The sequence below is a fragment of the Azorhizobium doebereinerae UFLA1-100 genome, assembly GCF_000473085.1.
In the GTDB taxonomy this organism is placed as follows: Bacteria; Pseudomonadota; Alphaproteobacteria; order Rhizobiales; family Xanthobacteraceae; genus Azorhizobium; species Azorhizobium doebereinerae.
In genome coordinates this window covers 143301-167458 of record NZ_AXBA01000014.1, presented here as the reverse complement: position 1 = coordinate 167458, position 24158 = coordinate 143301, and the positions used below count along the sequence as shown (strand labels likewise).

Annotated in this window: 25 protein-coding genes; 11 read left to right on the top strand and 14 right to left on the bottom strand. The window is 70.4% G+C overall.

Annotated elements, in window-relative coordinates:
* Positions 1–18: 18 nt before the first annotated feature.
* From nifX to fdxB, 3 genes are all read left to right on the top strand, one after another.
* Positions 19–414, top strand: a complete 396-nt coding sequence (gene nifX, locus YU1_RS0112495; protein WP_029004365.1) for a nitrogen fixation protein NifX — start codon at positions 19–21, stop codon at positions 412–414.
* An 8-nt stretch (positions 415–422) separates the two neighbouring features.
* The gene (locus YU1_RS0112490) at positions 423–887 is read left to right on the top strand and encodes a NifX-associated nitrogen fixation protein (protein WP_029004364.1); all 465 of its coding nucleotides are present in this window, start codon (positions 423–425) and stop codon (positions 885–887) included.
* 340 nt (positions 888–1227) lie between these two features.
* Complete coding sequence (gene fdxB, locus YU1_RS0112485; protein ID WP_029004363.1) at positions 1228–1515, top strand: ferredoxin III, nif-specific; 288 nt, start codon at positions 1228–1230, stop codon at positions 1513–1515.
* A 21-nt stretch (positions 1516–1536) separates the two neighbouring features.
* On the opposite strand, the gene YU1_RS0112480 is transcribed toward fdxB, so the two are convergent.
* Positions 1537–1728 carry a hypothetical protein gene (locus YU1_RS0112480; protein WP_029004362.1) on the bottom strand — a complete coding sequence of 64 codons (192 nt, stop codon included), beginning with the start codon at positions 1726–1728 and terminating at the stop codon, positions 1537–1539.
* Positions 1729–1754: 26 nt separating this feature from the next.
* Positions 1755–2690, bottom strand: coding sequence for a hypothetical protein (locus tag YU1_RS0112475; protein ID WP_156922102.1), 936 nt, complete (start codon positions 2688–2690; stop codon positions 1755–1757).
* A gap of 474 nt (positions 2691–3164) precedes the next feature.
* Here YU1_RS0112475 and YU1_RS29220 point away from each other — a divergent pair, with 474 nt between their 5' ends.
* Positions 3165–3998 (top strand): DUF1217 domain-containing protein, encoded by an 834-nt coding sequence (locus tag YU1_RS29220; protein WP_198018911.1) that lies wholly within the window; start codon positions 3165–3167, stop codon positions 3996–3998.
* A gap of 327 nt (positions 3999–4325) precedes the next feature.
* On the opposite strand, the gene YU1_RS34835 is transcribed toward YU1_RS29220, so the two are convergent.
* The gene (locus tag YU1_RS34835; protein WP_342446992.1) at positions 4326–5471 is read right to left on the bottom strand and encodes an NUDIX hydrolase; all 1146 of its coding nucleotides are present in this window, start codon (positions 5469–5471) and stop codon (positions 4326–4328) included.
* Between the two features lie 324 nt (positions 5472–5795).
* Between YU1_RS34835 and egtB the strand changes: the two genes are divergently transcribed.
* Together egtB and egtD are read left to right on the top strand one after the other, a co-directional pair.
* Positions 5796–7121: an ergothioneine biosynthesis protein EgtB gene (egtB, locus tag YU1_RS0112460; protein ID WP_156922100.1), complete on the top strand. Its 1326-nt coding sequence runs from the start codon at positions 5796–5798 to the stop codon at positions 7119–7121.
* A 17-nt stretch (positions 7122–7138) separates the two neighbouring features.
* The gene (gene egtD / locus YU1_RS0112455; RefSeq protein WP_029004359.1) at positions 7139–8095 is read left to right on the top strand and encodes an L-histidine N(alpha)-methyltransferase; all 957 of its coding nucleotides are present in this window, start codon (positions 7139–7141) and stop codon (positions 8093–8095) included.
* A 52-nt stretch (positions 8096–8147) separates the two neighbouring features.
* Here the strand turns inward: egtD and YU1_RS0112450 are convergent, their stop codons facing one another.
* Both YU1_RS0112450 and YU1_RS0112445 read right to left on the bottom strand, forming a co-directional pair.
* Entirely contained in the window at positions 8148–9347 is a 1200-nt protein-coding gene (locus YU1_RS0112450; RefSeq protein ID WP_029004358.1) for a DUF1501 domain-containing protein, read from the bottom strand.
* Positions 9348–9374: 27 nt separating this feature from the next.
* Complete coding sequence (locus tag YU1_RS0112445; RefSeq protein WP_029004357.1) at positions 9375–10925, bottom strand: DUF1800 domain-containing protein; 1551 nt, start codon at positions 10923–10925, stop codon at positions 9375–9377.
* A 229-nt stretch (positions 10926–11154) separates the two neighbouring features.
* Here YU1_RS0112445 and YU1_RS0112440 point away from each other — a divergent pair, with 229 nt between their 5' ends.
* Positions 11155–11976 carry an alpha/beta fold hydrolase gene (locus YU1_RS0112440; protein WP_051356798.1) on the top strand — a complete coding sequence of 274 codons (822 nt, stop codon included), beginning with the start codon at positions 11155–11157 and terminating at the stop codon, positions 11974–11976.
* A gap of 52 nt (positions 11977–12028) precedes the next feature.
* Here the strand turns inward: YU1_RS0112440 and YU1_RS0112435 are convergent, their stop codons facing one another.
* Entirely contained in the window at positions 12029–12991 is a 963-nt protein-coding gene (locus tag YU1_RS0112435) for a ring-cleaving dioxygenase (RefSeq protein WP_029004355.1), read from the bottom strand.
* 335 nt (positions 12992–13326) lie between these two features.
* On the opposite strand from YU1_RS0112435, the gene queE reads away from it, so the two are divergent.
* Both queE and queD read left to right on the top strand, forming a co-directional pair.
* Positions 13327–13965 (top strand): 7-carboxy-7-deazaguanine synthase, encoded by a 639-nt coding sequence (gene queE / locus YU1_RS0112430; protein ID WP_029004354.1) that lies wholly within the window; start codon positions 13327–13329, stop codon positions 13963–13965.
* An 11-nt stretch (positions 13966–13976) separates the two neighbouring features.
* The gene (gene queD, locus YU1_RS0112425) at positions 13977–14333 is read left to right on the top strand and encodes a 6-carboxytetrahydropterin synthase QueD (RefSeq protein ID WP_029004353.1); all 357 of its coding nucleotides are present in this window, start codon (positions 13977–13979) and stop codon (positions 14331–14333) included.
* 126 nt (positions 14334–14459) lie between these two features.
* On the opposite strand, the gene YU1_RS0112420 is transcribed toward queD, so the two are convergent.
* The 8 genes from YU1_RS0112420 to YU1_RS33435 all read right to left on the bottom strand — a co-directional run bounded on the left by YU1_RS0112420 (position 14460) and on the right by YU1_RS33435 (position 20944).
* Positions 14460–15008: an NADPH-dependent FMN reductase gene (locus tag YU1_RS0112420; RefSeq protein WP_029004352.1), complete on the bottom strand. Its 549-nt coding sequence runs from the start codon at positions 15006–15008 to the stop codon at positions 14460–14462.
* A gap of 92 nt (positions 15009–15100) precedes the next feature.
* On the bottom strand, positions 15101–15835 hold the full coding sequence (locus YU1_RS0112415) for a hypothetical protein (RefSeq protein ID WP_029004351.1): 735 nt from the start codon (positions 15833–15835) through the stop codon (positions 15101–15103).
* Positions 15832–16929: an alkene reductase gene (locus tag YU1_RS0112410; RefSeq protein WP_029004350.1), complete on the bottom strand. Its 1098-nt coding sequence runs from the start codon at positions 16927–16929 to the stop codon at positions 15832–15834. The genes YU1_RS0112415 and YU1_RS0112410 overlap by 4 nt, the downstream gene beginning before the upstream one ends.
* Positions 16930–17189: 260 nt before the next feature.
* Positions 17190–18086, bottom strand: coding sequence for a PhzF family phenazine biosynthesis protein (locus tag YU1_RS0112405; protein ID WP_029004349.1), 897 nt, complete (start codon positions 18084–18086; stop codon positions 17190–17192).
* Between the two features lie 49 nt (positions 18087–18135).
* Positions 18136–18984 carry a pyridoxal kinase PdxY gene (pdxY, locus tag YU1_RS0112400; protein WP_029004348.1) on the bottom strand — a complete coding sequence of 283 codons (849 nt, stop codon included), beginning with the start codon at positions 18982–18984 and terminating at the stop codon, positions 18136–18138.
* A 107-nt stretch (positions 18985–19091) separates the two neighbouring features.
* On the bottom strand, positions 19092–19874 hold the full coding sequence (locus tag YU1_RS0112395) for an SDR family NAD(P)-dependent oxidoreductase (RefSeq protein WP_029004347.1): 783 nt from the start codon (positions 19872–19874) through the stop codon (positions 19092–19094).
* Between the two features lies 1 nt (position 19875).
* Positions 19876–20268 (bottom strand): DUF2852 domain-containing protein, encoded by a 393-nt coding sequence (locus YU1_RS0112390; RefSeq protein ID WP_029004346.1) that lies wholly within the window; start codon positions 20266–20268, stop codon positions 19876–19878.
* Positions 20269–20353: 85 nt separating this feature from the next.
* Positions 20354–20944: a TetR/AcrR family transcriptional regulator gene (locus YU1_RS33435; protein WP_051356796.1), complete on the bottom strand. Its 591-nt coding sequence runs from the start codon at positions 20942–20944 to the stop codon at positions 20354–20356.
* A 198-nt stretch (positions 20945–21142) separates the two neighbouring features.
* On the opposite strand from YU1_RS33435, the gene YU1_RS32660 reads away from it, so the two are divergent.
* A complete protein-coding gene (locus YU1_RS32660; protein WP_198018909.1) occupies positions 21143–22108 on the top strand; it encodes a polysaccharide deacetylase family protein in 966 nt (321 codons plus the stop codon).
* A gap of 77 nt (positions 22109–22185) precedes the next feature.
* Positions 22186–23439: an amidase gene (locus YU1_RS0112375; protein ID WP_029004345.1), complete on the top strand. Its 1254-nt coding sequence runs from the start codon at positions 22186–22188 to the stop codon at positions 23437–23439.
* Positions 23440–24158 lie beyond the last annotated feature (719 nt).

Sequence of the window (24158 nt, the reverse complement as noted above, 5' to 3'; positions counted from 1 at the left end):
ACCGGAAGGACGCTTGCCATGAAGATCGCCTTCGCCACCCAGGACCTGAAGCGCGTGGATGCCCATTTCGGCTGGGCCAAGAACATCGCCATCTATGAGATCAGCCCGGAAGGGCACCACTTCGTGGAAGCCATCCAGTTCGACGGCGACCTGAAGGAGGACGGCAACGAGGACAAGCTCGGGCCGAAGATCGACGCGATCAAGGATTGCGCCATCCTCTATGTGGCCGCCATCGGCGGCTCGGGCGCGGCGCGGGTGGTGGCCAACAACATCCACCCCATGAAGGTCAACCAGCCCGAGGAGATTTCCGATCTGCTCGGCAAGCTGGAAGACGTGCTGAAGGGCGCGCCCCCGCCCTGGCTGCGCAAGGCGCTGGCCAAGGGGCAGGAACGAACCTTCGAATTCGATGAGTGAGGACGACCATGGCCGAGACACTTGAACTGGAAGCCAACCCCGCCGAGGCGCCCTTCATCAAGGAATTGATCAAGGTCTGGCGCGCCCAGGACAGCCACGGCGCCTGGGAAAGCAAGAAGGACCTCGACCTGATCGAGCCCTACATCCTCGACAAGGAGAAGCGCCGCGCGCTGCCCATCGTCGGCGATCCCGACCCGGAGACCCTCTGGCGGCTGGAGCTCTATTACAACGCCATCTGCCTCTCCATCGAGAAGGCCACCGGCGTGATGATCTCGCCGATGATGAAGATGAGCCACGAGGGCTTCGGCCGCATGGTGCTCATCGGCGGCCGGCTGATCGTGGTGAACAAGCAGCTGCGCGACGTGCACCGCTTCGGCTTCGACAGCCTCGCCAAGCTGGCCGAGGAGGGCGCCAAGCAGGTGCAGGCCGGCATCGAGATGATCGAGAAGTTCGAGCCCGTCGCCCGCTATTGAGCGGGTGCGCGGCAGCCCCCTGCGCGCCAAAAGTCCTCTCCCGCTTGCGGGGGAGGGTTGGGTGGGGGCGACGGCCGCAGGCCGGCGGTGCTCCGCCCTAAGCATCCGGGGGCGCCCGGCGCGCACGGTTCCGCGCTGCCGCGCGGCCCCCACCCCAGCCCTCCCCCGCAAGCGGGAGAGGGAGCCCGCCGCGCGGGGCGGGAGGGGCGCATCTCTTCGCCCGGCCGGCGCCGGACGGCGGCAACGCCGCCGGGCGCGGAAAGCCCCCTCGCCCGCGGCCCCGGCCACCGGCTTCGATCCACCACAGGCGCGGCCGCCCGCCGCGCCGGAAAGGCAGCAGATGTCACAAGCCACCCGCGACGGCCGCGCCTGGGAGCCGGAATATCTCGTCGCCATCGACGAGAAGAAATGCATCGGCTGCGGCCGCTGCTACAAGGTCTGCGGCCGCGAGGTGATGACCCTGAAGGGCCTCACCGACGAGGGCACCTTCGTCGATCTGGACGATGACGATGACGACGAGGTGGAAAAGAAGATCATGGTGATGGCCGACACCGGCGCCTGCATCGGCTGCGGCGCCTGCGCCCGGGTCTGCCCCACCAACTGCCAGACCCACGCCGCCGGCGCCTGAACATCCTGACGCCGCCGCATGTCAGCGGACGGGAATGCGATGGACCGGACTGCCGATGGACCGGACTGCGACGGACAGGATGGCGGCGGGATCGCCGCCGCGCCGGGCGGTGATCGGCTCCGACGGATAAAATCCCAACAGTTGCAGGCCCAAGGCCTGCGCGGCCGGCGCCCCCGAGCGGACGCCGGCGGCCATATGGATATCGGGCGGCATCGGCCGCCCGCTCATCTGCGCCGCGCTCAGCCGCCGGTGCTCGTGCGGCCCGCGGCGGTGGTGTCGGCCTGCGAGAAGCGCATCAGCAGGTCATAGGCCTGGCGTGCCTCCAGCGTGCCGTCCTGCCCGTCAGCATCGCTGCCGGCAGCCTGCCCCACCGTCGTTCCGGTGGATCTGGTGGCGGACGCGGCGGTGCTGGTGCCGCCGGCATCGCCGTCGCCATCCGGGTCCTGCGCGCTGGACGCCGCGCTCGTGGCGCCGCCGGCGCCGCCATGGTGGTGGTGCCCGCCCACATGGGCGCCGCCGCCATCCAGCGCCGACTTGATGTCCTGTGCGAGGCTCTGCGCCGCGGTCTGCGCACCGGCGGTGTCGCCCGACTGCGTGGCGCTGATCAGCGCCTGGAGGTCATTCAGAAAGCCATCCTGCGTCCCCGTGCCCGAACTCCCCGCGCCCGACGTGGCCGCCTGCGTCGTCGAGGACGCGGCGGTGGACGACGACTGGAGCACGCCTTGCAGCGCGCTCGCGGCGCTCTGGACGCCGGCGGTGTCGTTCGACAGCGCCGAGGTCAGAAGGTTGTTGAGAGCCGACACGAACGGGCTCTCGGTCTGTCCGCCATCATTGAAGGAGACCGCCTGCGCCCCCGACGTCGCGCTTTGGCGATCCGTCTTGAGCTTCGAAAGCGCCGTCTGGGCCGTGGTGATGTCGCCGGCCTGAACCGCGGTGAGCACGCCCGCCAGATCGGACGACATGAGGCTCTTGTAGGGATTTCCAGCGGCCTGGAAGCCGGAGGAACCGCCCGATGCCCCCGTGGAGGCCTGCGTCAGCGCGCTCAGGCTCTGCTGGGCCGCGGAGACGTTGCCGGACTGAACATCCGCCTCAAGCGCCTTCTGTGCCTCCCGCCGTTGCTTGAGCATTTCCTGTATGGACGCGTTGGAGCTCGAACCGATGGCCGTGAGCGACATGCGCATTTACCTTGTGATGTGCGTCCGGAGCATTGGCAGATACATGACGCATCGTAATATTCGCTCTGCATACCGCGGGCGCTTGACGCGTCGGCTGGAGACTTGGGAGCAGAGCTTTCTCCAGGCTTGCTCTCCTCCTTTTGCCGGACAGCACATAGCCTTACCAATGGTGACCAATCTAACGGGAACATTACATGTTCGTAATGTAGACATTCATCGATCCGTGACACCTATTGATAATACGATAAATTTTCCTTCCGAAGGGGAATATGTCGTAGCGTAATTTAGACGCGCCTCACATCTTCGTGTTATTTTGTCTTAGCCTTGAAGGACATTTAAGTTACCTAACGTCTCTCATTCAATATATATATACATGCCGGATTTGGCGTATTTACGCTCCACTCCAAGCTCAGATTCATGCGACATTTCATGGAAACAGTCCGAAGCCGTCATCGGTCCGCGCGGGAGATGGGCATGTCCATTTATCTGGGGTCGACATTCGCGACCTACAATTACTACACGAAGAACAGCGCCGCAGCGCTGCAACAGGAAGCCGCCACGCCGGAGGTCTCCCGTGCCACGGCCTATTACGAGGCCAATATCGGCAGCGTGAAAACGGTCGACGACTTCGTCAACAACTACCAATTGTTCAACTATGCCATGACGGCCTACGGCCTCTCGGACATGGCCTATGCCAAGGCCTATATGAAGGAGGTGCTGAACAGCGATCTGTCCAGCACCTCCAGCTTCGCCAACCAGTTGGCGGACACCAAGTTCGCCACCTTCGCCAAGGCGTTCAGCAACCTCAACCCGAACGCATCGAGTTCCAGCTATACGCCCGCGACCACGCAGGAGGTGGTCAACAATTACGTGCAGCAATCGCTGCAGACCAGCGTCGGCCAGGATGACCAGGGCGTTCAGCTGGCGCTCTATTTCAAGGAAAATGCCGCCAACATCACAAGCACCTACCAAGTCCTTGGCGATGCGGCGATCTGGCAGGTCGTCCAGACCGTCTACGGCTTCCCCGCCAGCATGGGCAGCATGGACATCGCCACCCAGAAGGCCGAGGTGGACGCGAAATTCAACGTGGCCGACCTGCAGGACCCCACCAAGGTCGATCAGTTGCTGAACCGCTTCACCGCGGTGTGGGACGCGACCCAGAACAGCAGTTCCGATCCGATCCTCGCCCTTTTCGACGGCGGCAGCGTCTCCGGTTCGAACCCCGATCTGCAGTTGTTCGACACCACCAGCAGCAGCGTGTCCAGCGACGTGAGCGCCTCGCTCCTGAACCTTCCTTACGGCGGCTGAGCACCCCCCTGGCGCAGGCCGCCCGCCGCCGGTGACCAGCTCGCCGCGCGGGTAGCCGCTCCGCCGGCGTGGTCCGGCCGCGCCGCGGCGGCGCCGAAGGACCGGGCTTGCCGAAACGGGGGCCCGCCGCCGCGGAAAGCCGGGCCGGAAGGCCTGGAGGAACGTGTCTGTGGGGCCGCGCCCGCCAGCGCTCCCAGGCGCGGGACCGGGGACGGCGTCGCCGTGCCAGGGCGTTTCCCCGTTTCCCTGAAGCGGTGAAATTCTCTATCTGTTTGTTTTATCGCATTTTCTTCACGCGAATGGGACACCCCTTCGCTCGAAGACGCTCTAATGGCGCGTGGGGGGGAACGGCAGGCCCTGGGGCAGGTGGCGCGTGTCTTCCGCGCTCCAGCCGCCCTGGGCATCCTCGTCAGCCTCCAGCGGAACGGCCCGCTGCGCCTTGCCCTTGGGCGCCTTGGGCTTGGCCGTCTTGGCTTTCGCCTTCGCCGCCTTGGCCTTCGCCGTCTCGGGCTTGCCCTTGGCCTTGGTCTCCTCGGGCTTGCTCACTTTGGGCTTGGCAGCCTTGGCCTTGGCGGCCTTCGCTTTCGCGGCCACCTCGCCGGCCGTCTCCGGTCCGGCCGCCGGCAGGGCGTCGGTCTCCCCCTCGGCCCGTTCCGGCTCGGCCAACTCCGGCTTGACCAACTCCGGGTTGGCCGCCTTTGCCTTGGCGACCTTCGGGGCGGCGGCCTTGCCAGTGGCGACCTTGCCAGGGGCGGCCTTGCCCTTGGCCGCCTTCGCGCCGTCCGGCGGCTCGGCCGCCCCGTCGGCGCGCGCATATTTGTCGGCGCGCTTCGACGGCCCCTTGGGCGGGATCTTCAGCCGCCGCTTCGCCGCCTTCACCGGCGGGCCGTCGGCGTCGAAATCCATCGCCCCGGCCGCCGCCGGCGCCACGCCCGGCAAATTCTCGCCCGGCAGACCCTCGCCGTCCGCCGGCACCAGGCTCGGCGCCAGGCTGGGTGCCAGGGGCGCGCGGGAGCGCTTCTGGGCGAAGCGCTCGGCCATCATGGCGCCGAAGTCGAGGATCAATTGGCCGAGATCGGGCTCATGCACCGCCGCCGCCGCGCTCTCGATGGAGAACCAGAAGCCGAAGCGCTCCGAGCGCTCGGGCCATTTCTTCAGGTAGCGCTTCACCTTCAGCGGAAACACCATGACGTCACACGGCACCGTCTGGAGCGCGAGGCGCTTGTCATAGGCATAAAGACCCAGCGGCTCGCTGGAGATGCTGCCCAGCAGGCCGGCTTCCTCATAGGCCTCGCGCGCGGCCGCCTTGGCCGGGGTCAGGCCCTTCATCGGCCAGCCCTTCGGGATCACCCAGCGGCGCGTCTCGCGGGAGGTGATGAGGCGGATCTGCACTTCGCCGTCCTGCCGCTGGCGATAGGGAAGGGCCGCATATTGCATCCGGCGCATGGCGCGGGAATTGGGCACCGATTTCATGGCGCGCCTTTCGTGATTCGTCCGTTATATTAGAAGGGCGTGGGCGCGCTGCCAGCCCAAACCTCCGACACGCGGCAGCGATTGTGCACAAAAAATGGCCCCAGGGATGGGCCGAAGGACCGGGCCCGAGGATGGGCCCCAAGGAATGCGCCCGAAGGAATGCGCCCCGAGGAATACGCCTAAGGAACAAGCGTCAGCGTAACGCGTTGGTCCCCGCGTCCGTTCCCCCAATCCCGCCGGCCCCCTGCCGGCGACCCGCGGACACGGCCTGCGGCCGCCGCCGCGCCCCGCGCGCACCGCGCCGCCTGCCCAATGGAGAGGCACATGAACAGGCACATGACGAGCCACATGCCCCCCCATCTGGCGCCCCACATCCCCCCGTCCGACGCATCCCCGGAGCCGCCGCACGCCGCGCCGCGCGCGGCGCTGGGCGCCGCCTTCGCCGCCGTGCGCGCGGAGACCGAGCGCCGCGCCGCCCCGCTGTCGGCGGAGGAGCAGGTGATCCAGTCCATGCCCGACGCCAGCCCGGTGAAATGGCACCGCGCCCACACCACCTGGTTCTTCGAGCAGTTCGTGCTGGCCGAATATGCCCCCGGCTACGTGCCGTTCGACCCGCGCTTCGGCTTCCTGTTCAATTCCTATTACGTCGCCGCCGGCCCCCGGCACGAGCGGCCGAAGCGCGGGCTCATCACCCGCCCCAGCGTCGCGGAGGTGGGCGATTATCGCGCTCATGTGGACGCCGCCATGCGGCGGCTGATCGCGGAGGCGGACGCGGCGCTGTTCGCCGCCCTCGCCCCGGTGGTCGCCATCGGCCTCAACCACGAGCAGCAGCACCAGGAACTGATGCTCACCGACATCCTGCACGCCTTGGCGCAGAACCCGCTGCTGCCGGCCTACGACCCGGACTGGACCATGCCCGGCACCCGCCGCGCCAGCGGCATGGGCGAGATGCGCGCCATGCCCGAGGGCCTCCACCGCATCGGCCACGCGGGCGCGGGGTTCGCCTATGACAATGAAGGCCCCGCCCATCGCGTGCTCCTGCCCGCCACCCGCATCGCCCCGGCGCTGGTGACCAATGCCGACTGGATGGCCTTCATGGAGGCCGGCGGCTATCAGGACCCGCTTCTATGGCTTTCCGAAGGCTGGGCTGCCGTTGAGGCAGGCGGCTGGGAGGCGCCGCTCTACTGGCGCTGGCAAGATGGACGCGGGCAGGATGGACGTGGGCAAGGCGGGCGTGGGCAGGACGGCGGCTGGCACGCCTTCGGGCTCGCCGGGCTGAAGCCGGTGGACCCGCAGGCGCCGGTCTGCCACGTCAGCTATTACGAGGCCGACGCCTTCGCCCGCTTCGCCGGCCGCGCCCTGCCCACCGAGCAGGCGTTCGAGGTGGCGGCCCACCAGGGCCTGCTGGACGACGCCTTCGGCGTGGTCTGGCAATGGACCCGCAGCGCCTATGCCGCCTATCCCGGCTACCGCGCCGAGCCCGGCGCGCTGGGCGAATACAACGGCAAGTTCATGGTCAACCAGATGGTGCTGCGCGGCGCGGCGCTGGCGACGCCCGACGGCCATGCCCGCCTCACCTACCGCAACTTCTTCCACCCCCACCAGCGCTGGCAGTTCACCGGCCTGCGCCTCGCCGACGAGACCGCCTGACAACCGGGAGCCCCCGCATGCCCGACACCGCCCGCCGCGCCCCCCTCCCCCCGGCGCAGTCCCCGTTCGCCGCCGACCTCGCCGCCGGCCTCGCCGCCCGCCCCAAGCGCCTGGCGCCGAAATATTTCTACGATGCCGCCGGCTCGGCTTTGTTCGAGGAGATCACCCGCCAGAAGGAATATTATCCCACGCGGGCGGAGATGGAGATCCTGCGCGCCCATGCCGCCGAGATCGGCGCTTTGGTGCCGGAGGGGGCGGCGCTGGTGGAGTTCGGCAGCGGGTCGAGCGCCAAGGTGCGCCTGCTGCTGGACGCCATGCCGGGCCTTGCCGCTTATGTGCCGGTGGACATCTCCGGCGATTTCCTCACCCAGGCCGCGGCCGCGCTCAGGGCCGAGGCGCCGGGCCTCGCCGTGCTGCCGGTGGCGGCGGACTTCACCCAGCCGTTCGCTTTGCCGGAGGCGGTGCGCGGCCGCCCGCTGGTTGGCTTCTTCCCCGGCTCGACCATCGGCAATTTCGACCCGGACGCCGCCCGCGCCTTCCTCGCCCACGCCCGGCGAACGCTCGGCGCGGGATCGCGCTTCATCGTCGGGGTGGATCTGGTCAAGGACCCGCGCCTGCTGGATGCCGCCTATAATGACGCGGCCGGCGTCACCGCCCGCTTCAACCTCAATCTGCTGGCCCGCGCCAACCGCGAGCTCGCCACCGACTTCGACCTTGCCGCCTTCACCCACCGCGCGGTGTTCAACGCCCCGGCCCGCCGCATCGAGATGCATCTGGTGAGCCGCCGCGCCCAGGCCGTGCATCTCGCCGGCCGGGCCTTCCCGTTCGCGGCGGGCGAGAGCCTGCACACGGAATCCAGCTACAAATATACCCCGGACGGCTTCCGTGATCTCGCCGCCGCCGCCGGCTGGACGCCCGGGCGCCTGTGGACCGACGCCGCCGGCCTGTTCAGCGTGCACGTGCTGGCCGCCTGATCAGCAAGGGGGAGGGAGCACGGCCCTTCCCCCTCGCCCATACGGGCGGCGCTCACACCAGCGCCAGGTCCTGCGGGCGGGCGCCGGCGAAGACACGCTCCAGGCTCTCCGGCGTGAGGCCGTAGAGCCTCTGGAACAGCCCGCCCAGCAGGGCGCGATAGTCGGTCAGCACCGGATAGTCGCGGTTCTGGAACAGATGCGCCTGGTCCACCGCCACCTGCGGGCCGGCGATGCGCCCGCCGTGCACATTGCCGCCCAGCACCCAATAGACGCTGCCGTGGCCGTGGTCGGTGCCCTTGTTGCCGTTCTCGCGGAAGGTGCGGCCGAACTCGGACAGCACCACCACCACCGTGTCGTTCCACTTCGGGCCGATCTCCTCGACGAAGCCGGCGATGCCGCGCCCCAATTCGCTCAGCCGGTCGGCCAGATAGCCGCCCGCCGCGCCCTGGTTGACGTGGGTGTCCCAGCCGCCCACATCGACGAAGCCGAGGTTGAACTGCTCGCGCATCAGCCGGCCGATGCGCCGGGCGGAGAGTTCGAAGCCCTTGGGCGAGGCCGCGCCCCGGCTCGCCTCCATCATGTGCTCGCTCACGTCCTGATAGACCCGGTCGCGCACCCGGAAACCTTCCTCCACCGCCCCGGCCAGCGGCCCGCCGGCATACATGGAGGCGATGAGCCGCGCCTGCCGCGCGTCGATGCCCGGCTTGCCGACGCTGGCGATGGCGATATTGGGCACCGGATCACCGCCCTGGAAGGTCAGCGGCAATTGCTCGGTGAAGGCGATGGGCCGCACCCGCGTCAGCTCGCGCGCGAGGCGCGCCATGAAGCCGGAGCGGTAGTCGCGCGTGCCGGCGGCCTCCTGGCCCAGCTCGATGGTGTCCTGGGTCTCGAAATGGCTGCGCGTCAGGTCGTCTGTGCCGGCGAACGGCACGAAGGCCGCCTGCCCGCGCTGGAACAGCGGGTAGATGGTGTCCTTCAGCGCCGGGTGCAGGCCGTAGTCGGCGTCGAGCCGCACGGCGGACGTCGCCACCAGGGGATCGGGCCTGGCGATGGCCAGCGTCGACCGGCTCTCGTAATAGAAGCTGCTGCCGGTGGGGATGACCACATTGGCCGCGTCATAGGCCCCGCGCAGGAACACGACCAGCAGCGCCGCGTCCGCCTTGGGCGCAGCCCACACCCGCCCGGCCACGGTCATGGACGCCGTGCTGGACGCCGCCGCCGCCAGAGCGGTGATGAATGCCCGCCGATCGATGCCCATCCGCGTCTCCCTCGGTGCGGCTCAGCGCATGAATTCGGGCGAGGACAGGAACAGGGTGTTCCAGTCCTGCGGCGAGGTGGCTTCCTCCAGCGCCAGCCGCGTCGGCGCGGAGAGCCGCAGCCGGAGGCTGGAGAAATAGAGGCTGTTCTGGAGCAGCGGGAAGGCCGGCCGCTCCGCGCCCTCCCCGTCCGCCGGCTTGAACAGGCCGGCGGAATTGCCGCCGATCTGCCGGGCGATCTCGAAGCGCGTGGTCATCTGGCCGGAGGCGGTCCAGGCGGCGGAGGCGAGCGGATAGCCGTCCGGCGTCTGGTGGCCGTAGAGCCCCTCGCCCAGCCGGTTGAGCCAGTTCTGCACCGGCAGGGTGTTGGTGATCACCTTGTCATCATAGGCGAGGCGCACGGCGGAATAGACATAGCGCACCGGGTCCTTGAAGCGGGTGCCGAGCGCGCCCTCGAACTCCGGCGCGCGGATCATGGTGTCGAGCACGGCGGCGATGTCGCCGTCGCTGGCCTGGAAGGTCGCGGCCATGCGCGCCACCAGCGCCTCCGGCGGATCATCCGCCACGAAATAGGTGGCGATCCGGCGCGAGACGTGGCGCGCGGTGGCCGGCGCGTGGCTGAGGATGTCCAGCGCCTCCTCCACCTCGGCGAAGCCCCGGCCCTTGATGGCGTGGCCGAGGAACACCTTGTCGGAGAAATCGTGCCGCGCCGGGTTGAACTCGAACAGGCCGTCGCGCACCAGCAGCGGCTGCCACTCCGGCTTGAGCCTCGGCGCCTCGCCCTGGGTGGAAATGCCGACCCCGGTGAGGATGCGCGCCAGCGCCTCCACGTCCGCCTGGCTGTAGCCGGAGCCGACGCCGAGCGTGTGCAACTCCATGATCTCGCGGGCGTAATTCTCGTTGATGCGGCTGGCGGCATTGTCCGCATTGTCGAGATAGCGCAGCATCGCCGGGTGTCGGAGCGTCGCCTCCAGCAGGTCGCGGAAGCGGCCGAGCGCAGGGGGGCGGATGGCGGCGTCCTCATAGTCGCCCACCAGCAGGCGCAGGTTGCCCTTCCCCTGGTGGACGCTGAAATGGTTGAGCCAGAACCACGTCATCCGCCCGCGCAATTGGTCCGGCCCGTAGAGCGCCCTGAGGATGCTGGCGGCGGCCGCCTGCCGGGCGGCATCGCTCATGTCCGCCTGGAACGCCTTCTGGAGCGCGGCCTTCTCATCCGGGTCGGCCACCGGCTGCATGGCCAGCTCGCGCGCCCGGAAGGCGACGGCGCGGTCGAAGGCGGAGGTGTGGCTGATGGCGAGCGCGTCGATCTGCCGTTGCGCCGCCTCGGGCAGCGTAGGGACTGGGTGCAACTGCTCCTTCAGCCACGCCGCGCGGCCGAGCGCGCGAAACGCCGCCATGGCCGAGGGCGTGACGCCCCAGGTGAGGGCATCGACGAAGGCAACGTCGTGCGTCTCCCGCGCGGCAGCCTCGCCCGCCGGGGCGGCGGGCGGGGGGCCGCTGGTCGTGGCCGCGCCGGCGGGTCCGCAGAGGACCAGCAGGGCCAGCGCGAGCGTGGCAATTGAGCGACCGGCCATCGTCGGCTCCCTCTCGGCGAAGGCCGCAATGTGGGGCGCAAAACATGGAGAAGGTGTGGTCATGCCGGCCCGCGCGGGCGCGAAAGCCGGTTCCGCTGCGCCATCCCGCCGCCTGCCGTAGCGGCACCGCTACCGCCGTGCCGCCGCCCGCGCACTTGTCGGCGCGTGTCCCGCCGGGATATGCCGGGCGGACCGGCCACTCCGGCCGGCGCCGTGAGATGCCCCGCCCATGCGTCCGCTTGCCCCGTCCCCCGCCCCCGAGGCCTTCACGGCCGTCGTGCCGTCGCCCGGCGGGCGGCTGTTCGCGAAAGTGTGGGGCGCGGCGCCCGGCGCGGGGTTCGCGCGCACGCCCATCGTGCTGCTGCACGAATCCCTCGGCAGCGTGGAGGTGTGGCGGGAGTTCCCGGCGCAGCTGGCCGCCGCCACCGGCCGGCCGGTGGTCGCTTATGACCGGCTCGGCTTCGGCCGCTCCGATCCCTATCCCGGCGCCTTCCCGCCGGACTTCATCGCCCGCGAGGCGGGAGACGGGTTCGCGGCGCTGCGTCAGGCCCTGGGCATCGAGGACTTCATCGCCTTCGGCCACAGCGTGGGCGGGGGCATGGCGGTGGGCGTCGCCGCTGCCCATCCGCAGGCGTGCCGGGCGCTTATCACCCTGGCGGCGCAATCGTTCGTGGAGGAGGTGACGCGCGACGGCATCCGCGCCGCCAAGGCCGCCTTCGCCCAACCCGGCCAGATGGACAAGCTGGCGCGCTACCACGGCGAGAAGGCGGCGTTTGTGCTCTCCGCCTGGGTGGACAGCTGGCTGGCGCCAGGCTTCGACGGCTGGACGCTGGACGACGCCTTGCCGCGCATCAGCTGCCCGGTGCTGGTGCTGCATGGGGCGGACGACGAATACGCCTCGCCCGCCCAGCCCCGGCGCATCGCGGCGGGCGTGGCCGGCCCGGTGGCGCTGGACATCCTGCCCGGCTGCGGGCACGTGCCCCACCGCGAACATCCTGAACTGGTGCTCAGCAGCGTCACGGCCTTCCTGCGCGCGCATCTCCAGCCATAGAAGCCCCGCCGGGCGGACCCGGCGGAACGGAGCAGAGCGGCGGGCGGCAGCCTCAGAGCGGCTTCAGCCCGGCCTCGATTTCGCCGCGGCGGCCCTCCAGGAAGGGCGGCAGCGACAGGCGCTCGCCCAGGCTCGCCTGCGGCTCGTCGGCGGCAAAGCCCGGCGCGTCGGTGGCCAGCTCGAACAGCACGCCGCCCGGCTCGCGGAAATACAGGCTGCGGAAATAGAAGCGGTCCACCGGCCCGGAGGACGGCACGCCCAGTTCCCTCAGCCGCGCGTCCCAGGCCTCGTAATCGGCGAAGGTGGGCACGCGGAAGGCCACGTGATGCACCCCGCCCGCGCCCGGCCGCGCCGGGCCGGCCTTGGGGTCGACCCGCACGTGCAACTCGGCCGCCGGCCCGCCCGCGCCCATCTCATAGACATAAGTGGTGAGGCCGTCGGCGCCGGTGAAGCTGCGCACCTGGCGCATCTTCAGCAGCAGGGTCAGCACCGCGTCGGTGGGCTTCAGGTCCGGCACGCTCATGGTGATGGGGCCGAGGCCGCGGATCTGGTGTTCCGCCGGCACCGGGCTCCGCGCCCAGGGCACGCCGGGGCCCTGCCCGCCATCGGCCACGAGGCTGAGGCGCTGGCCTTCCCTGTCCTCCAGGTCGAGCGTCGGGCGGCCGTCGCGCAGGGCGATCTCGCCGTGACCGACGCCGAGGGCGGCGAGCCGCTCCTGCCAGTAGGCGAGCGCGGCCTCATCGCGCACCCTGAGGCCGGTGCGCGAAACGGTGTGGTTGCCGCGCCGCTCGCGGCCCACCGGCCAGTCGAAGAAGGTGATGTCGGTGCCGGGATTGCCCTCCCCGTCCGCATAGAACAGGTGGTAGGCGGAGGTGTCGTCCTGGTTCACCGTCTTCTTCACCAGCCGCATGCCCAGCGTGTCGGTGTAGAACTTGTGATTGTACGACGCATCGGCGGATACGGCGGTCAAATGGTGCAGGCCGGTCAGGGTGAGGTCGAGATCAAGGGTCGCCATGTGTCAGTCCTCGGGGCGGTTCAGATGGCGTGTCGCATGGTGTGTGGCATGAGGGGTCATGCGCAGATCCATGGCGCGCCATCGGCCGGGCGATATCCCCATGGGAGCGTCCCGGCTGCGATGAACAGACAGGTAAGCCGCCCTCACCTTGCATGGAAGACAGGAGTGATGGCGCCACGGCAATCCGGCATTGCGTGAATGCAAGGGTTGCGGGGGCCGGCCCCGGCCGATGCCACACGGTGTCGCAAATGGGAAAGTCCGGGGAATGCGTGTCGCATGGCCGGCCGCATCGGCATCCCTTGCCGGGGCGCCCGCCCGCCGCTAGAGCCTTGGCCATGTCTTACGCGGTGAAAGAGATGTTCAAGACCCTCCAGGGCGAAGGCGCCCAGGCGGGACGGGCGGCGGTGTTCTGCCGCTTCGCCGGATGCAACCTGTGGTCGGGCCGCGAGGCTGACCGGGCGGACGCCGTCTGCCGCTTCTGCGACACCGATTTCATCGGCATGGACGGCGAGGGCGGCGGGCGCTTCGCAACCGCCGGAGAGCTGGCGGGGGCGATCGCCGCCACCTGGGGCGACAGGAGCGCGGGCGGGCGGCCCTATGTGGTGTTCACCGGCGGAGAACCCTTGCTGCAACTGGATTCAGAGCTGATCGCGGCGGTCCACGCCGAGGGCTTCGAGATCGCCATCGAGACCAACGGCACCCTGCCGACGCCGGAGGGGATCGACTGGATCTGCGTCAGCCCGAAGGCGGATGCGGCTTTGGTGCAGACGCGCGGCAGCGAGCTGAAGCTGGTCTATCCCCAGCCCGCCCTGCCGCCGGAAGCGGTGGCCGGTCTCAGCTTCGCCCACTTCTTCCTGCAACCCATGGATGGTCCGGCGCGGGGCGAGAATACACGGGCGGCGGTGGCCTATTGCCTGGCCCATCCGCAATGGCGCCTGAGCCTGCAAACCCATAAGATCATTGGCATTCCATAGAGCATGCGCCCATGAAGATCGTCCAGGCCTTCACCTTCGAAGCCGCCCACCGCCTGCCCAACGTGCCGCAGACGCACCGCTGCTTCCGCATGCACGGCCACTCCTACCGGGTGGAGCTGGTGCTGGAAGGGGCGGTGGATCCCCATACCGGCTTCGTCGTCGATTTCTTCGATGTGGAGGCGGCGTTCGGCCCGGTGCTGAAGCGGCTCGACCATTATTGCCTGAACGAGATCGAGGGGCTGGAGAACCCCACGGCCGAGCATATCGCGCTGTGGATCTGGCAGCGCACCAAGCCGCTGCTGCCCCTCCTCGCCACCGTGCGGGTATTCGAGACCCCGCTGTCCTGGGCCGAGTACGCGGGCGGCTGAGCGGCCGGCTTGCTCAAGCTGAGGGCCGCTGAGCGGCCCGGGCCACCCGTTTCTGAGGGCCGCGGACGGCCCTCAGAAACGGCCTGAGGATAACGTGGTTAACGACCTGTTTCCAAGAGCTTGACCTCAGCTCTTGAAGCTCTCCGTAAACGCCGCGAAGGCCTTCAGCTGGCCGGCGATGAAGCCGCGGGTCGCCTCGTCGGTGAGGGTGCCGTCGGTCACCAGGGTCTGGGCCCGGCCGACCATCACCTCCGGCACGTTGAACACGCGGGCGTCCAGGAACACCAGGATCTGGCGCAGGTGGTACTGCGCCCGCGCGCCGCCGAACACGCCCATGGAGGCGGACTGGATCAGCACCGCCTTCTGCGCCATCGGCTTGGAAGGGAAGCGCGACACCCAGTCGATGGCGTTCTTCAGCCCGCCGGGCACGGAGTAATTGTATTCCGGCGTCACGATGATCAGCCCGTCGGCCTTGGCGATGCGGGCGGCGGTGTCCTCCACCACGGCCGGGAAGCCCTGCTCCTGGAGGTCCGCGTCATAGATCGGGAACCCGGCGACGGACGGCAGCACGTCGAAGCTCATGCCCTCCGGCGCCAGTTCCGGCAGCGCCCGCGCCACCGCCGCATTGTAGGAGCCCTTGCGCACGCTCCCCACCCAGACCGCCCATGTGGCCATGACACTTGCTCCTTCTTGCTGTGGCCGGCTGTCCCGGCACGTCATGGTAGTGCGCCCGCGCCGCCGGCCCAATGGTGATCCTTGGCCCGGCCCTACCCCGCCCGCGCCGCCCAGAGGTGGTGCATGTAGGTGGCGGCGAACGGCATCACGTCCGGGCCGATGTCGGCAGCGCCGCGCACCACATGGATGTCGATCAGTTCCGGATCGGCCTGGCCGGCCAGCGTGCCGCGCACCCGCGCCGCCACCTGCTCGGTGGCGTCCCGCGTCACCAGCCGGCGCAGCACCGCCACCCGGCGGCCGTCGCGCACCAGCGTCCAGCCGGCATCGTGCGCCATGTCGGCCATGGTGAGGCCGGTCTCCTCGGTCAGCTCGCGCCGCACGCTGGCCTCGAAATCCACCGCGCCGTCCGGCGTCACGTCGGAGAGGTCGGGCGTGCCGCAGGGAAAGTAGATGCGCCCGGCGGCGGCGGTCCAGGGCGCCATGACACCCAGCAGGAAGCCGCCGTCCGCGCCCTCCAGGGCCGCCGCCCCGAAGGCGTTGTAGACGTTGAAATCCGGCGACCAGCCATGGTCGCGCCACCACAGGAAGCTGGCGAAATCCACCTCGATGAAGCGGCCGGAGAGCACCTCGCCGTCAAGCGCCAGATGGCGCATGACCAGCACGCGGCCGTTGAAGATCTGCGGCGTCGCCGCCTGCCGCCGGGCGAAATGGGCGTCGATGGCGGGGCGGTGCGCCTCCGCCTCCGTCCAGATCCCCGGCTCGACCCGAAGGTCGAGCCGGGAGACCGGATGGACGGACGCGGCTTCCGCCGGGTCCGCCACGCTCACGCGGCGGTGCCGAGCTTGGGATAGTCGGTATAGCCCTTGGCGCCGCCGCCATAGAGCGTGTCGCGGTCCAGTTCGTTGAGCGGCGCGTTGCGGCGCAGGCGCTCCACCAGGTCCGGATTGGCGATGAACGGCCGGCCGAAGGCGACGAGGTCGGCCTTGCCGGCGGCGAGCACCTGGTCGGCCAGCGCCCGGTCATAGCCGTTGTTGGTCATCCAGGTGCCGGAGAAGCGCCGGCGCAGGGCGTCGAAGTCGAAGTCCGGCGCCACGTCGCGCGGGCCGCCGGTGGCGCCTTCGATGACGTGGATATAGACCGGCTTCAGCGCGTCCAGTTTCTCCACCACATAGTTGAACAGCGCCTGCGGGTTGCTGTCGGTGAGGTCGTTGGCCGGGGTGACGGGGGAGATGCGGAGGCCGACGCGCTTGGCGCCCACCTCGTCGATCACCGCCGCCATCACCTCCAGCAGCAGCCGGGCGCGGTTCTCGATGGAGCCGCCATAGGCGTCGGTGCGCTTGTTGGCGCCGTCGCGCAGGAACTGGTCCAGCAGGTAGCCATTGGCCGCATGCACCTCGATGCCGTCGAAGCCGGCCGCGATGGTGTTGGCGGCGGCCTGGCGATAGGCGGCGACGATGCCGGGCAGCTCGGACAGCTCCAGCGCGCGCGGCTCGGACACGTCGGTGAAGCTGTTGTTCACGAACGTCTTGGTGTTGGCGCGGATGGCGGAGGGGGCGACGGGGGCCTTGCCGCCGGGCTGGAGCGAGGTGTGGGAGATGCGGCCCACGTGCCAGGCCTGGAGGAAGATGCGCCCGCCGGCGGCATGCACCGCGTCGGTGACGGCCTTCCAGCCGGCGATCTGCTCGGGCGAATGGATGCCGGGCGTGTCCTGGTAGCCCTGGCCTTCCGGCATGATCTGGCTGGCTTCCGAGATCAGCAGGCCGGCGCTGGCGCGCTGGGCGTAATATTCCGCCGTCAGGGCGGAGGCGACATTGCCCGGCGCCGCGCGGTTGCGCGTCAGCGGCGCCATGACGATGCGGTTGGGCAGGGTGAGGTCGCCGAGGCGGTACGGATCGAACAGGGACGCCGTGCGTTCAGTCATGGACAGGCCTTTCGGGAGCGGCGGGCGCGGCGGACGGGATGCGACGAACAGGCGCCAACAGACACGCGCCAAAGCGTCCACCCGCGCGCCGGCTGGTGGGGATGTGACCCTCACATAGGCCGGGGCCCGCCAAGTCCAAGATGGGCCGGCGCGAAAAACAGTGTTCGCACCTGCGAAAAAATGGCCTGCCGCAAAGGCATGGGCATGACCGGACACAGCGGCGCGTCCGCCCCTGCCCGGCTCCCCGGCACCGCGCCGGCTCAAACGTGCAGCACGCCCTCGGCGATCACCACCGCCGCGCCGCCGATGGTGGCCTGGGTGACCTTGCCGTCCTTCACCGTGAAGCCGAGGTTGATGCGGCTCGGCCGGCCCATCTCGAAGCCCTGGTCGATGCGCACCCGGTGCTTGGCGTCCACCCGCGCCTCCGCGTCCATCAGCACCGCCGGGAAGGCGGCGGCGGCGGCGCCGGTAGCCGGATCCTCCTCCGAGCCGATGCCGGGGGAGAACATGCGGGCGCGGAAGTCGGCGTCGCCTTCCTCGTCCAGCGTGTAGAGATACATCGCCTCGCCGAAGGCGCCGAGGCTGCGGATGAAGGCGCTCTCGTCCGGCCGGGCGCGGGCGAGCGCGGTGAGGTTGGCCAGCGGCACGAACAGGAACGGCACACCGGCAGACGCCACCACCGGGCGGTGGGCGTCGAAGCCGATGTCCTCCAGGCTCAGCGACAGCGCGTCGGCGCATTCCCGGCGCGAGACCTCCGCCTCCTCCAGCACGCTCTGGCGCGGCACGATGAAGGTGGCCGCGCCCTTGCGCGAGCCGGCGCCCTGGGTGGACACCTCGCAGCGCAGGATGCCGACGGTCTCCTCGATCAGCAGCGTGCCCGAGTCCCGCTTGCCCTCCAGCGCCAGGGCCACCGCCGCCCCCACGGTGGGGTGGCCGGCGAACGGCAGCTCGTGGGCGGTGGTGAAGATGCGCAGCCGGGCCTGGTTGGCCGGATCGCGCGGCGGCAGCACGAACACGGTCTCCGAGAGGTTGAACTCGCGGGTGATGTGGTGCATCGCCGCCTCGTCCAGCCCCTGCGAATCCAGCACCACGGCCAGGGGATTGCCGCCCAGCGGGCGCTCGGTGAAGACGTCGAGGATCACGTAGCGGCGGGGCATAAGCGGGTGTCCGGCGGTTGCAGGCGGCGGCGAGTGCGTGATCTTGGCCTTAAATGGCCTCCGCCGTGAAGACGTGACTGGGCCGGACGAACTCATCCTGCGCCGCCACCAACAACAATTCGCGCGCGCCGGCCAGATGCGTGCGCGACAGCAGGCCGTAGATGGAGGACGCCGCCGCCCCCAGCGCCAGCGCCGTGCTGCCGGAGCGCTTCCAATGGAAGAAGAACAGCGCCGCTATGGCGTCGCCGGCGCCGTTGAGGCTGACGTCGAGGCGCGGGGTGCGCACGAGGTAGCGCCCGTCCGGCCCCGAGGCCATCAGGTCCAGCGACTGCTCGGGGGTCTCCTGGGTGGCGAGGCTGGTCACCAGGATCACCTTGGGGCCGGTGGCGTGCAGCACGTCGCAGGCGAGCGTCGCCTCCGCCCGCGTCCCGGTGGGGCGGCCGGACAGCAGTTCCAGCTCGAACTGGTTGGGGGTGATGACGTCGGCGGCGGGCACCGCCTGCTCGCGCATGAACTCCGGGATGCCGGGGCGCACGAACACGCCGCGCCCCACGTCGCCGATCACCGGGTCGCAACAATAGTCCGCGCGGGGATTGGCGGCGCGCACCTTGGCCACCGCGCCGAGGATGGCCGCGCCGATGTCGGCCGAGCCCATGTAGCCGGACAGCACGCCGTCGCAGCGGGCGAGCTGGCCGCGCTCGGCGATGCCGTCCACCAGATCGCCGATCACCGCCGCGTCGAACACCTGGCCGCGCCAGGAGCCGTAGCCGGTGTGGTTGGAGAACTGCACCGTGTGGATCGGCCACACCTCCACGCCCAGCCGCTGGAGCGGGAAGACGGCGGAGGCATTTCCCACATGCCCGTAGGCCACGTGGGACTGGATCGAGAGGATGTTCATGGGCGGGCCGCAGGCGGAGGACGTGTCTGCGCCCGTTACCGCGCGGCGCCGCCCAGCACAAATGGAATCTGCTGATGGTTCAGCCGCGTGCCGCTGATGGGCCGCGCTCAGGCCGGGGCCACCTCGCTCAGCTCCCGCCTTGAGATCAGCGCCACGATGCGCCGGGGGGTGAAGCGGATGGCGAACAGCATGAGGCGGTTGACGCGGCCGACCACCACCACGCTCCGGCCCGCCTGGAGCGCGTCATAGCCGATCCGCGCCACCTCGCCCGCCTGCGCCACCGGCCCGCGGAACACCCGCGTGCCGCCCATGCTGGCGCGGGCGGCGAAGCGTGTGTGGGTGGGGCCGGGGCAGAGCGCGGTGACGGTGACGCCGGAGCCGCGCGTCTCCTCCGCCAGCGCCTCGGAGAAGGACAGCACATAGGCCTTGGTGGCCGCATAGACGGCGGCGAACGGGCCGGGGGCGAAGCTGGCGGTGGAGCCGACGTTGAGGATGCGGCCGGTGCTGCGCTCCAGCATGCCCGGCAGCACTGCCTTGGCCAGCATGGTCAAAGCGGTGACATTGGTGGCGATCATCGCCGCCTCCTCCGCCGGGCTGGTGCGGGCGAACGGGCCGTAGCCACCAAAGCCGGCATTGTTGACCAGCACGTCCGGCGCCAGGTGGGCGGCGCGGGCGCAGACCTCCTCCAGCCCGTCCGGGTCGGCGAGATCGACCGGATGGGTCTCGATGGCCACCCCCGGCACCTCCGCCCTGAGCCGCGCGGCGGCGCTCTCCAGCCGCTCGCGGTCGCGCGAGACCAGCACCAGGCGGTGGCCGTCGCGGGCGAGCAGCAGGGCCAGTTCATAGCCGATGCCGGTGCTGGCGCCGGTGACGAGCGCGCAGGGCCGCATGTCAGGCTCCTGGCCGAGGCTGCGCCGCACGCCGGGCGATAAAGGCATCGAACTCCTCCCGATCCTTGGCCCGTTTCAGGTCGTAGAGGAAGTCCTCGAACGCGCCCTGCTCCGCCGCCAGCCGTCGCCGCTCCTCTTCGAGACGGCGGATTTCGTCCGCCTTGTACGCCTCGAATGCGACGTTTCCGGTATCGCGGGACAGCGGGCCGAAGCGCAAGGCGACCGGGCGGGCCGACGCCCGGTCCCGCACCTTCTTGTAGATCAGCATGGCGAGGCCCAGCGGCCAGAAGACGATGAAGCCCAGCACCATGGCGGCGATCTCCCAGCCCCTCCAGGGCTGGCGATCGCCCATGCGACAGGCGGAACCCTGGAAGGAGAAAGAGCAGCGGCTCATGGCAGCACCTCATATGTGAATGTAATTAACATTTACATTCAACATCGGCCGCGTGTCAATGCGGGCTATGGTCGGCGGGCGATGATCAGCCGGCGCCGGCGCCCGTGAGGATCGCCAGCACGCCGGCGTGCAAGGCGGCGCGGGCCTCGGCGGCCTCCAGATGACCGGAGGCGGCCAGCGTCGCCGCCCCGTGCGCCAGCGCCCAGATGGCGAGGATGCTCTCCTGCGGCAGGTCCGGCCCGCCACCCGCATCGCGCGCCGCCGCCACCAGCAGGTCGAAGGCACGCCCGCCCGACGGCGTCGCCGGCTTGCCGCCCGGCGGGCAGGCGGTGAACATGGCGCCGTAGAGCCCCGGCTCGCGGCGGGCGAAGTCCAGATAGGCATCGCCCACGCGCATGAAGGCCGCCGTCGGGTCCGGCGCGCCGCCGCCGAAGGCGCCCGCAAGCTGGTCAGCGAACAGCGCGAAGCCGCGCTCGGCCAGCGCCGCCATCAGCGCGTCGCGATCCTTGAAATGGCGATACGGCGCGGAGGGCGAGACGCCGGCCCGCCGCGAGGCCTCCGCCAGCGTCACCCCCGCCGGGCCGCCGGCCGCCACGAGGTCGCGCGCCGCGTCCAGCAGCGCGTCCTTGAGGTGTCCGTGGTGATATCCCCGCCGCGCGGGGGAAGGCTCGCTCATGCCTGTTCCATAGCGCAACGCCGCGCAAATGCCACCGAAGGCACGGCAGACCCGCATCCGGCGCGCACCTTCCCCAGCGCCGGAGCCCATGCGGGCGCCGGCGGATCGCCGCGCCGGGCGCAAAGCGCTTGCGGCGCCGGCGCCGGCGTGCCACTCCCGGCTCAGCCCGTTGCTTCGCCTCGCTCGAACGTTGTGCCCGTGCCCGCTTCCCGCATCCTCCCCGCTTTCGCCGCCGCCCTCGCCCTCTGTGCCGCGGGGCCGCTCGCCGCCGCGCCCGCCTGCTATGCCCCCGGCGCGCTCCGCGCCGTGCCGGGCGAGGAGAAGGTGCAGCCCCACACCACCACCGGCAACACCTTGACCGAGCGCGCCCTGCCGGCCCCACAGCCGGTGCCGGCCGGCCTCTCCGGCTCCATCCGCCGGGTGACCCTGCCGCCGGGCGTGAAGATGGTGGCCCTGACCTTCGACCTGTGCGAGGCCTCCAGCGAGGTCTCCGGCTATGACGGCGCGCTGGTGGACTACCTGCGCGACCAGGATGCCCCGGCCACCTTCTTCGCCGGCGGCAAATGGATGATCAGCCATCCCGAGCGCGCCTCGCAACTGATCGCCGACCCGCGCTTCGAGGTGGGCAACCACACCTGGTCGCACGCCAACATGACGGTGACCACGGGGGCCGCCATGGAGCGGCAGGTGGAGGATACGGACATCGCCTTCGCCACCCGCCGCGCCGGGGCCCAGGCGGCGGGCTGCGCGGTGCCCGGCGTGCCCGAGCGCACCCATCTGTTCCGCTTTCCGTATGGCTCATGCTCGGCGCAGTCGCTCGGCTATGTGAACGAGACCGGGCACCTCGCCATCCAGTGGGATGTGGATTCGGGCGATCCGGCCTTCCTCGGCGCCAAGCTGATGGCCGACACCATGCTGCGCATGATCAAGCCCGGCTCCATCGTGCTGATGCACGCCAACGGGCGCGGCAAGCATACGGCGGAAGCGCTCCACATCCTCATTCCCGCGCTGAAGGCCAAGGGCTACCAGCTGGTCACGGTCAGCCAGCTGCTCGCCGCCGGCACGCCGGTGATCGCCGGCACCTGCTATTCCGAGCGCCCCGGTGATACCAAGGTCTATGACGATGCGGCCCGCAACGGCCGCCGTATCCTGCCGGTCCAATGATTCTGCCCGTCCAATGATTCTGCCTGTCCGCTGATCCTGCCCGCCCAGCAAGCCCGCCCTCAGGAAAGCCGCCGCCCATGCTTCTCGCCCGCGACCTGTTCGAAGACATCCGCGCCGAACGCCTCTCGCCCCGCGACGTGGTGGAGCTGTGCGCGCTGGCCATCGCCGAGCAGGAGGCCGACGTGGGCGCCTTCGCCGCGCTGGATCTGGACGGCGCCCGCGCGGCCGCCGCCGCGCCCGGCCTCGCCGCCCGCCCGCTGGCCGGCCTGCCGGTGGGCATCAAGGACATTCTCGACACCGCCGACCTGCCCACCGCCTATGGCTCGGAGGCCTACGCCGGAAACCAGCCGCGCACCGACGCCGCCGTGGTGCGGCAGGTGAAGCGGGCCGGCGGCCTCGTGCTCGGCAAGACCACCACCACCGAATTCGCCTTCCTGAAGCCCACCGCCACGCGCAATCCCCGCCGCCTCGGCCACACGCCGGGCGGCTCCTCGGCCGGCTCGGCGGCGGCGGTGGCCGCCGGCATGCTGCCGCTGGCGCTCGGCACCCAGACCGGCGGCTCGGTGCTGCGCCCGGCCTCGTTCTGCGGCGTCACCGGCTACAAGCCCACCTTCCGCCTGCTGCCCACGGTGGGCATGAAGATCTTCTCCTGGCATCTCGACACCGTGGGCCTGTTCGGCGCCCGGGTGGCGGACGTGGCGTTCGGCGCCGGCGCCATCACCGGGCGCGACCTCGACCTCGTGGATACCGACCTGACCCCGCCGCGCTTCGCCTTGGTGCGCACCGCCCGCGCGCATCTGGCCGATGCCGGCGCCCATGCGGCGCTGGAGGCCGCCGGACGCGCCGCCGCGGCCGCAGGCGCCGAAGTGCGCGAGCTGGACCTGCCGGCCGAGATCGAGGCGGCGGACGCCGTGCACGCCATCATCCAGGATTACGAGGGCGCCGTCTCGCTGGCCGACGATTACGATCGCGGCTTCCTCTCGCCGCTGCTCGCCGGGCACCTGACGGCCGCCGCCGCCATCCGCCCGGACGCCTATGACGCCGCGCGCCGCACCGCCAAGCGGGCGCGCCAGCGCATGGGCGACCTGTTCGCCGATTATGACGCGCTCATCACCTTCGCCGCGCCGGGCGAGGCGCCGGAGGGCTACGGCTCCACCGGCTCGGCGGTCTTCAACCGGCTGTGGACGCTGATGGGCTGCCCTTGCGTCTCCGTGCCCGGCCTGACGGGCCCCAAGGGCCTGCCCATCGGCATCCAGGTGGTGGGCCGCTTCGGCCGCGACCACCGCACGCTGGCCGCCGCCGCCGTCCTGGAGCGGGCCATCGCCGCCTGAGCGGACCGGACGCGCCAGCGTTTCACGCCGGACCGCGTTTGCGGCCAAGTGGATACCGCATCGCACAGAAGCGGCATGTTGCGGCGCCAATAGCGCGACCCGCACCGCAGCATCAATACTTGTTTTTATTTGCGCAACGCTTTGCTAAGCTTTCCCTGGGGAGGTCGCCCAGACGGGCTTGAGACACGTGGAGCCAAGAATCCTGACGCAGTCCTCGCCGCGACGGTTGCCTTCGAGACCGCACCTCGAAGCCCCACATCGCCTGGCGGACTGGAAACGGGACCGGCCGCAGCTTCGAGTTCGACCGCGACGATAAAATAAAACGCACGCGCGGCAGGGAACGACCCCGCGGCGCCGGAGAGCCCCAAGCCTCTCCGGCGCCCGCCTCCCCCTTCATGATCAAACGCGGAGCCGATTCGGCCGGGATGCCGGCGCCCCACCGCCCGCGCCCATTGCCCGTGCCCCACCGCCCGCGCAGCTTGCGGCCCCCACCCCTCGCGCCCCACTCATCAATATGGCGTCGCGGCAGTCCGCTGCGGCCTGACGCGCGACGTCGCGGCCGCGCGCACCCGAAAGCCCTCTCCCGCCTGCGGGGAAGGTTGGGTGGAGGCGACCCCGGCGGCGACCGCAGCGGAGGGCGACGACCGTCCACGCTGCCCTCACCTCATCGCTCCCCGCGCTGCGCGCGGCCCCCACCCCGGCCCTCCCCCACTGCGTGG

Coding starts and splice junctions, on each gene's coding strand:
- nifX (WP_029004365.1), top strand. CDS start 19: ATGAAGATCGCCTTCGCCACCCAGGACCTGAAGCGCGTGGATGCCCAT.
- YU1_RS0112490 (WP_029004364.1), top strand. CDS start 423: ATGGCCGAGACACTTGAACTGGAAGCCAACCCCGCCGAGGCGCCCTTC.
- fdxB (WP_029004363.1), top strand. CDS start 1,228: ATGTCACAAGCCACCCGCGACGGCCGCGCCTGGGAGCCGGAATATCTC.
- YU1_RS0112480 (WP_029004362.1), bottom strand. CDS start 1,728: ATGCCGCCCGATATCCATATGGCCGCCGGCGTCCGCTCGGGGGCGCCG.
- YU1_RS0112475 (WP_156922102.1), bottom strand. CDS start 2,690: ATGTCGCTCACGGCCATCGGTTCGAGCTCCAACGCGTCCATACAGGAA.
- YU1_RS29220 (WP_198018911.1), top strand. CDS start 3,165: ATGTCCATTTATCTGGGGTCGACATTCGCGACCTACAATTACTACACG.
- YU1_RS34835 (WP_342446992.1), bottom strand. CDS start 5,471: ATGAAATCGGTGCCCAATTCCCGCGCCATGCGCCGGATGCAATATGCG.
- egtB (WP_156922100.1), top strand. CDS start 5,796: ATGAACAGGCACATGACGAGCCACATGCCCCCCCATCTGGCGCCCCAC.
- egtD (WP_029004359.1), top strand. CDS start 7,139: ATGCCCGACACCGCCCGCCGCGCCCCCCTCCCCCCGGCGCAGTCCCCG.
- YU1_RS0112445 (WP_029004357.1), bottom strand. CDS start 10,925: ATGGCCGGTCGCTCAATTGCCACGCTCGCGCTGGCCCTGCTGGTCCTC.
- YU1_RS0112440 (WP_051356798.1), top strand. CDS start 11,155: ATGCGTCCGCTTGCCCCGTCCCCCGCCCCCGAGGCCTTCACGGCCGTC.
- YU1_RS0112435 (WP_029004355.1), bottom strand. CDS start 12,991: ATGGCGACCCTTGATCTCGACCTCACCCTGACCGGCCTGCACCATTTG.
- queE (WP_029004354.1), top strand. CDS start 13,327: ATGTCTTACGCGGTGAAAGAGATGTTCAAGACCCTCCAGGGCGAAGGC.
- queD (WP_029004353.1), top strand. CDS start 13,977: ATGAAGATCGTCCAGGCCTTCACCTTCGAAGCCGCCCACCGCCTGCCC.
- YU1_RS0112420 (WP_029004352.1), bottom strand. CDS start 15,008: ATGGCCACATGGGCGGTCTGGGTGGGGAGCGTGCGCAAGGGCTCCTAC.
- YU1_RS0112410 (WP_029004350.1), bottom strand. CDS start 16,929: ATGACTGAACGCACGGCGTCCCTGTTCGATCCGTACCGCCTCGGCGAC.
- YU1_RS0112405 (WP_029004349.1), bottom strand. CDS start 18,086: ATGCCCCGCCGCTACGTGATCCTCGACGTCTTCACCGAGCGCCCGCTG.
- pdxY (WP_029004348.1), bottom strand. CDS start 18,984: ATGAACATCCTCTCGATCCAGTCCCACGTGGCCTACGGGCATGTGGGA.
- YU1_RS0112395 (WP_029004347.1), bottom strand. CDS start 19,874: ATGCGGCCCTGCGCGCTCGTCACCGGCGCCAGCACCGGCATCGGCTAT.
- YU1_RS0112390 (WP_029004346.1), bottom strand. CDS start 20,268: ATGAGCCGCTGCTCTTTCTCCTTCCAGGGTTCCGCCTGTCGCATGGGC.
- YU1_RS33435 (WP_051356796.1), bottom strand. CDS start 20,944: ATGAGCGAGCCTTCCCCCGCGCGGCGGGGATATCACCACGGACACCTC.
- YU1_RS0112375 (WP_029004345.1), top strand. CDS start 22,186: ATGCTTCTCGCCCGCGACCTGTTCGAAGACATCCGCGCCGAACGCCTC.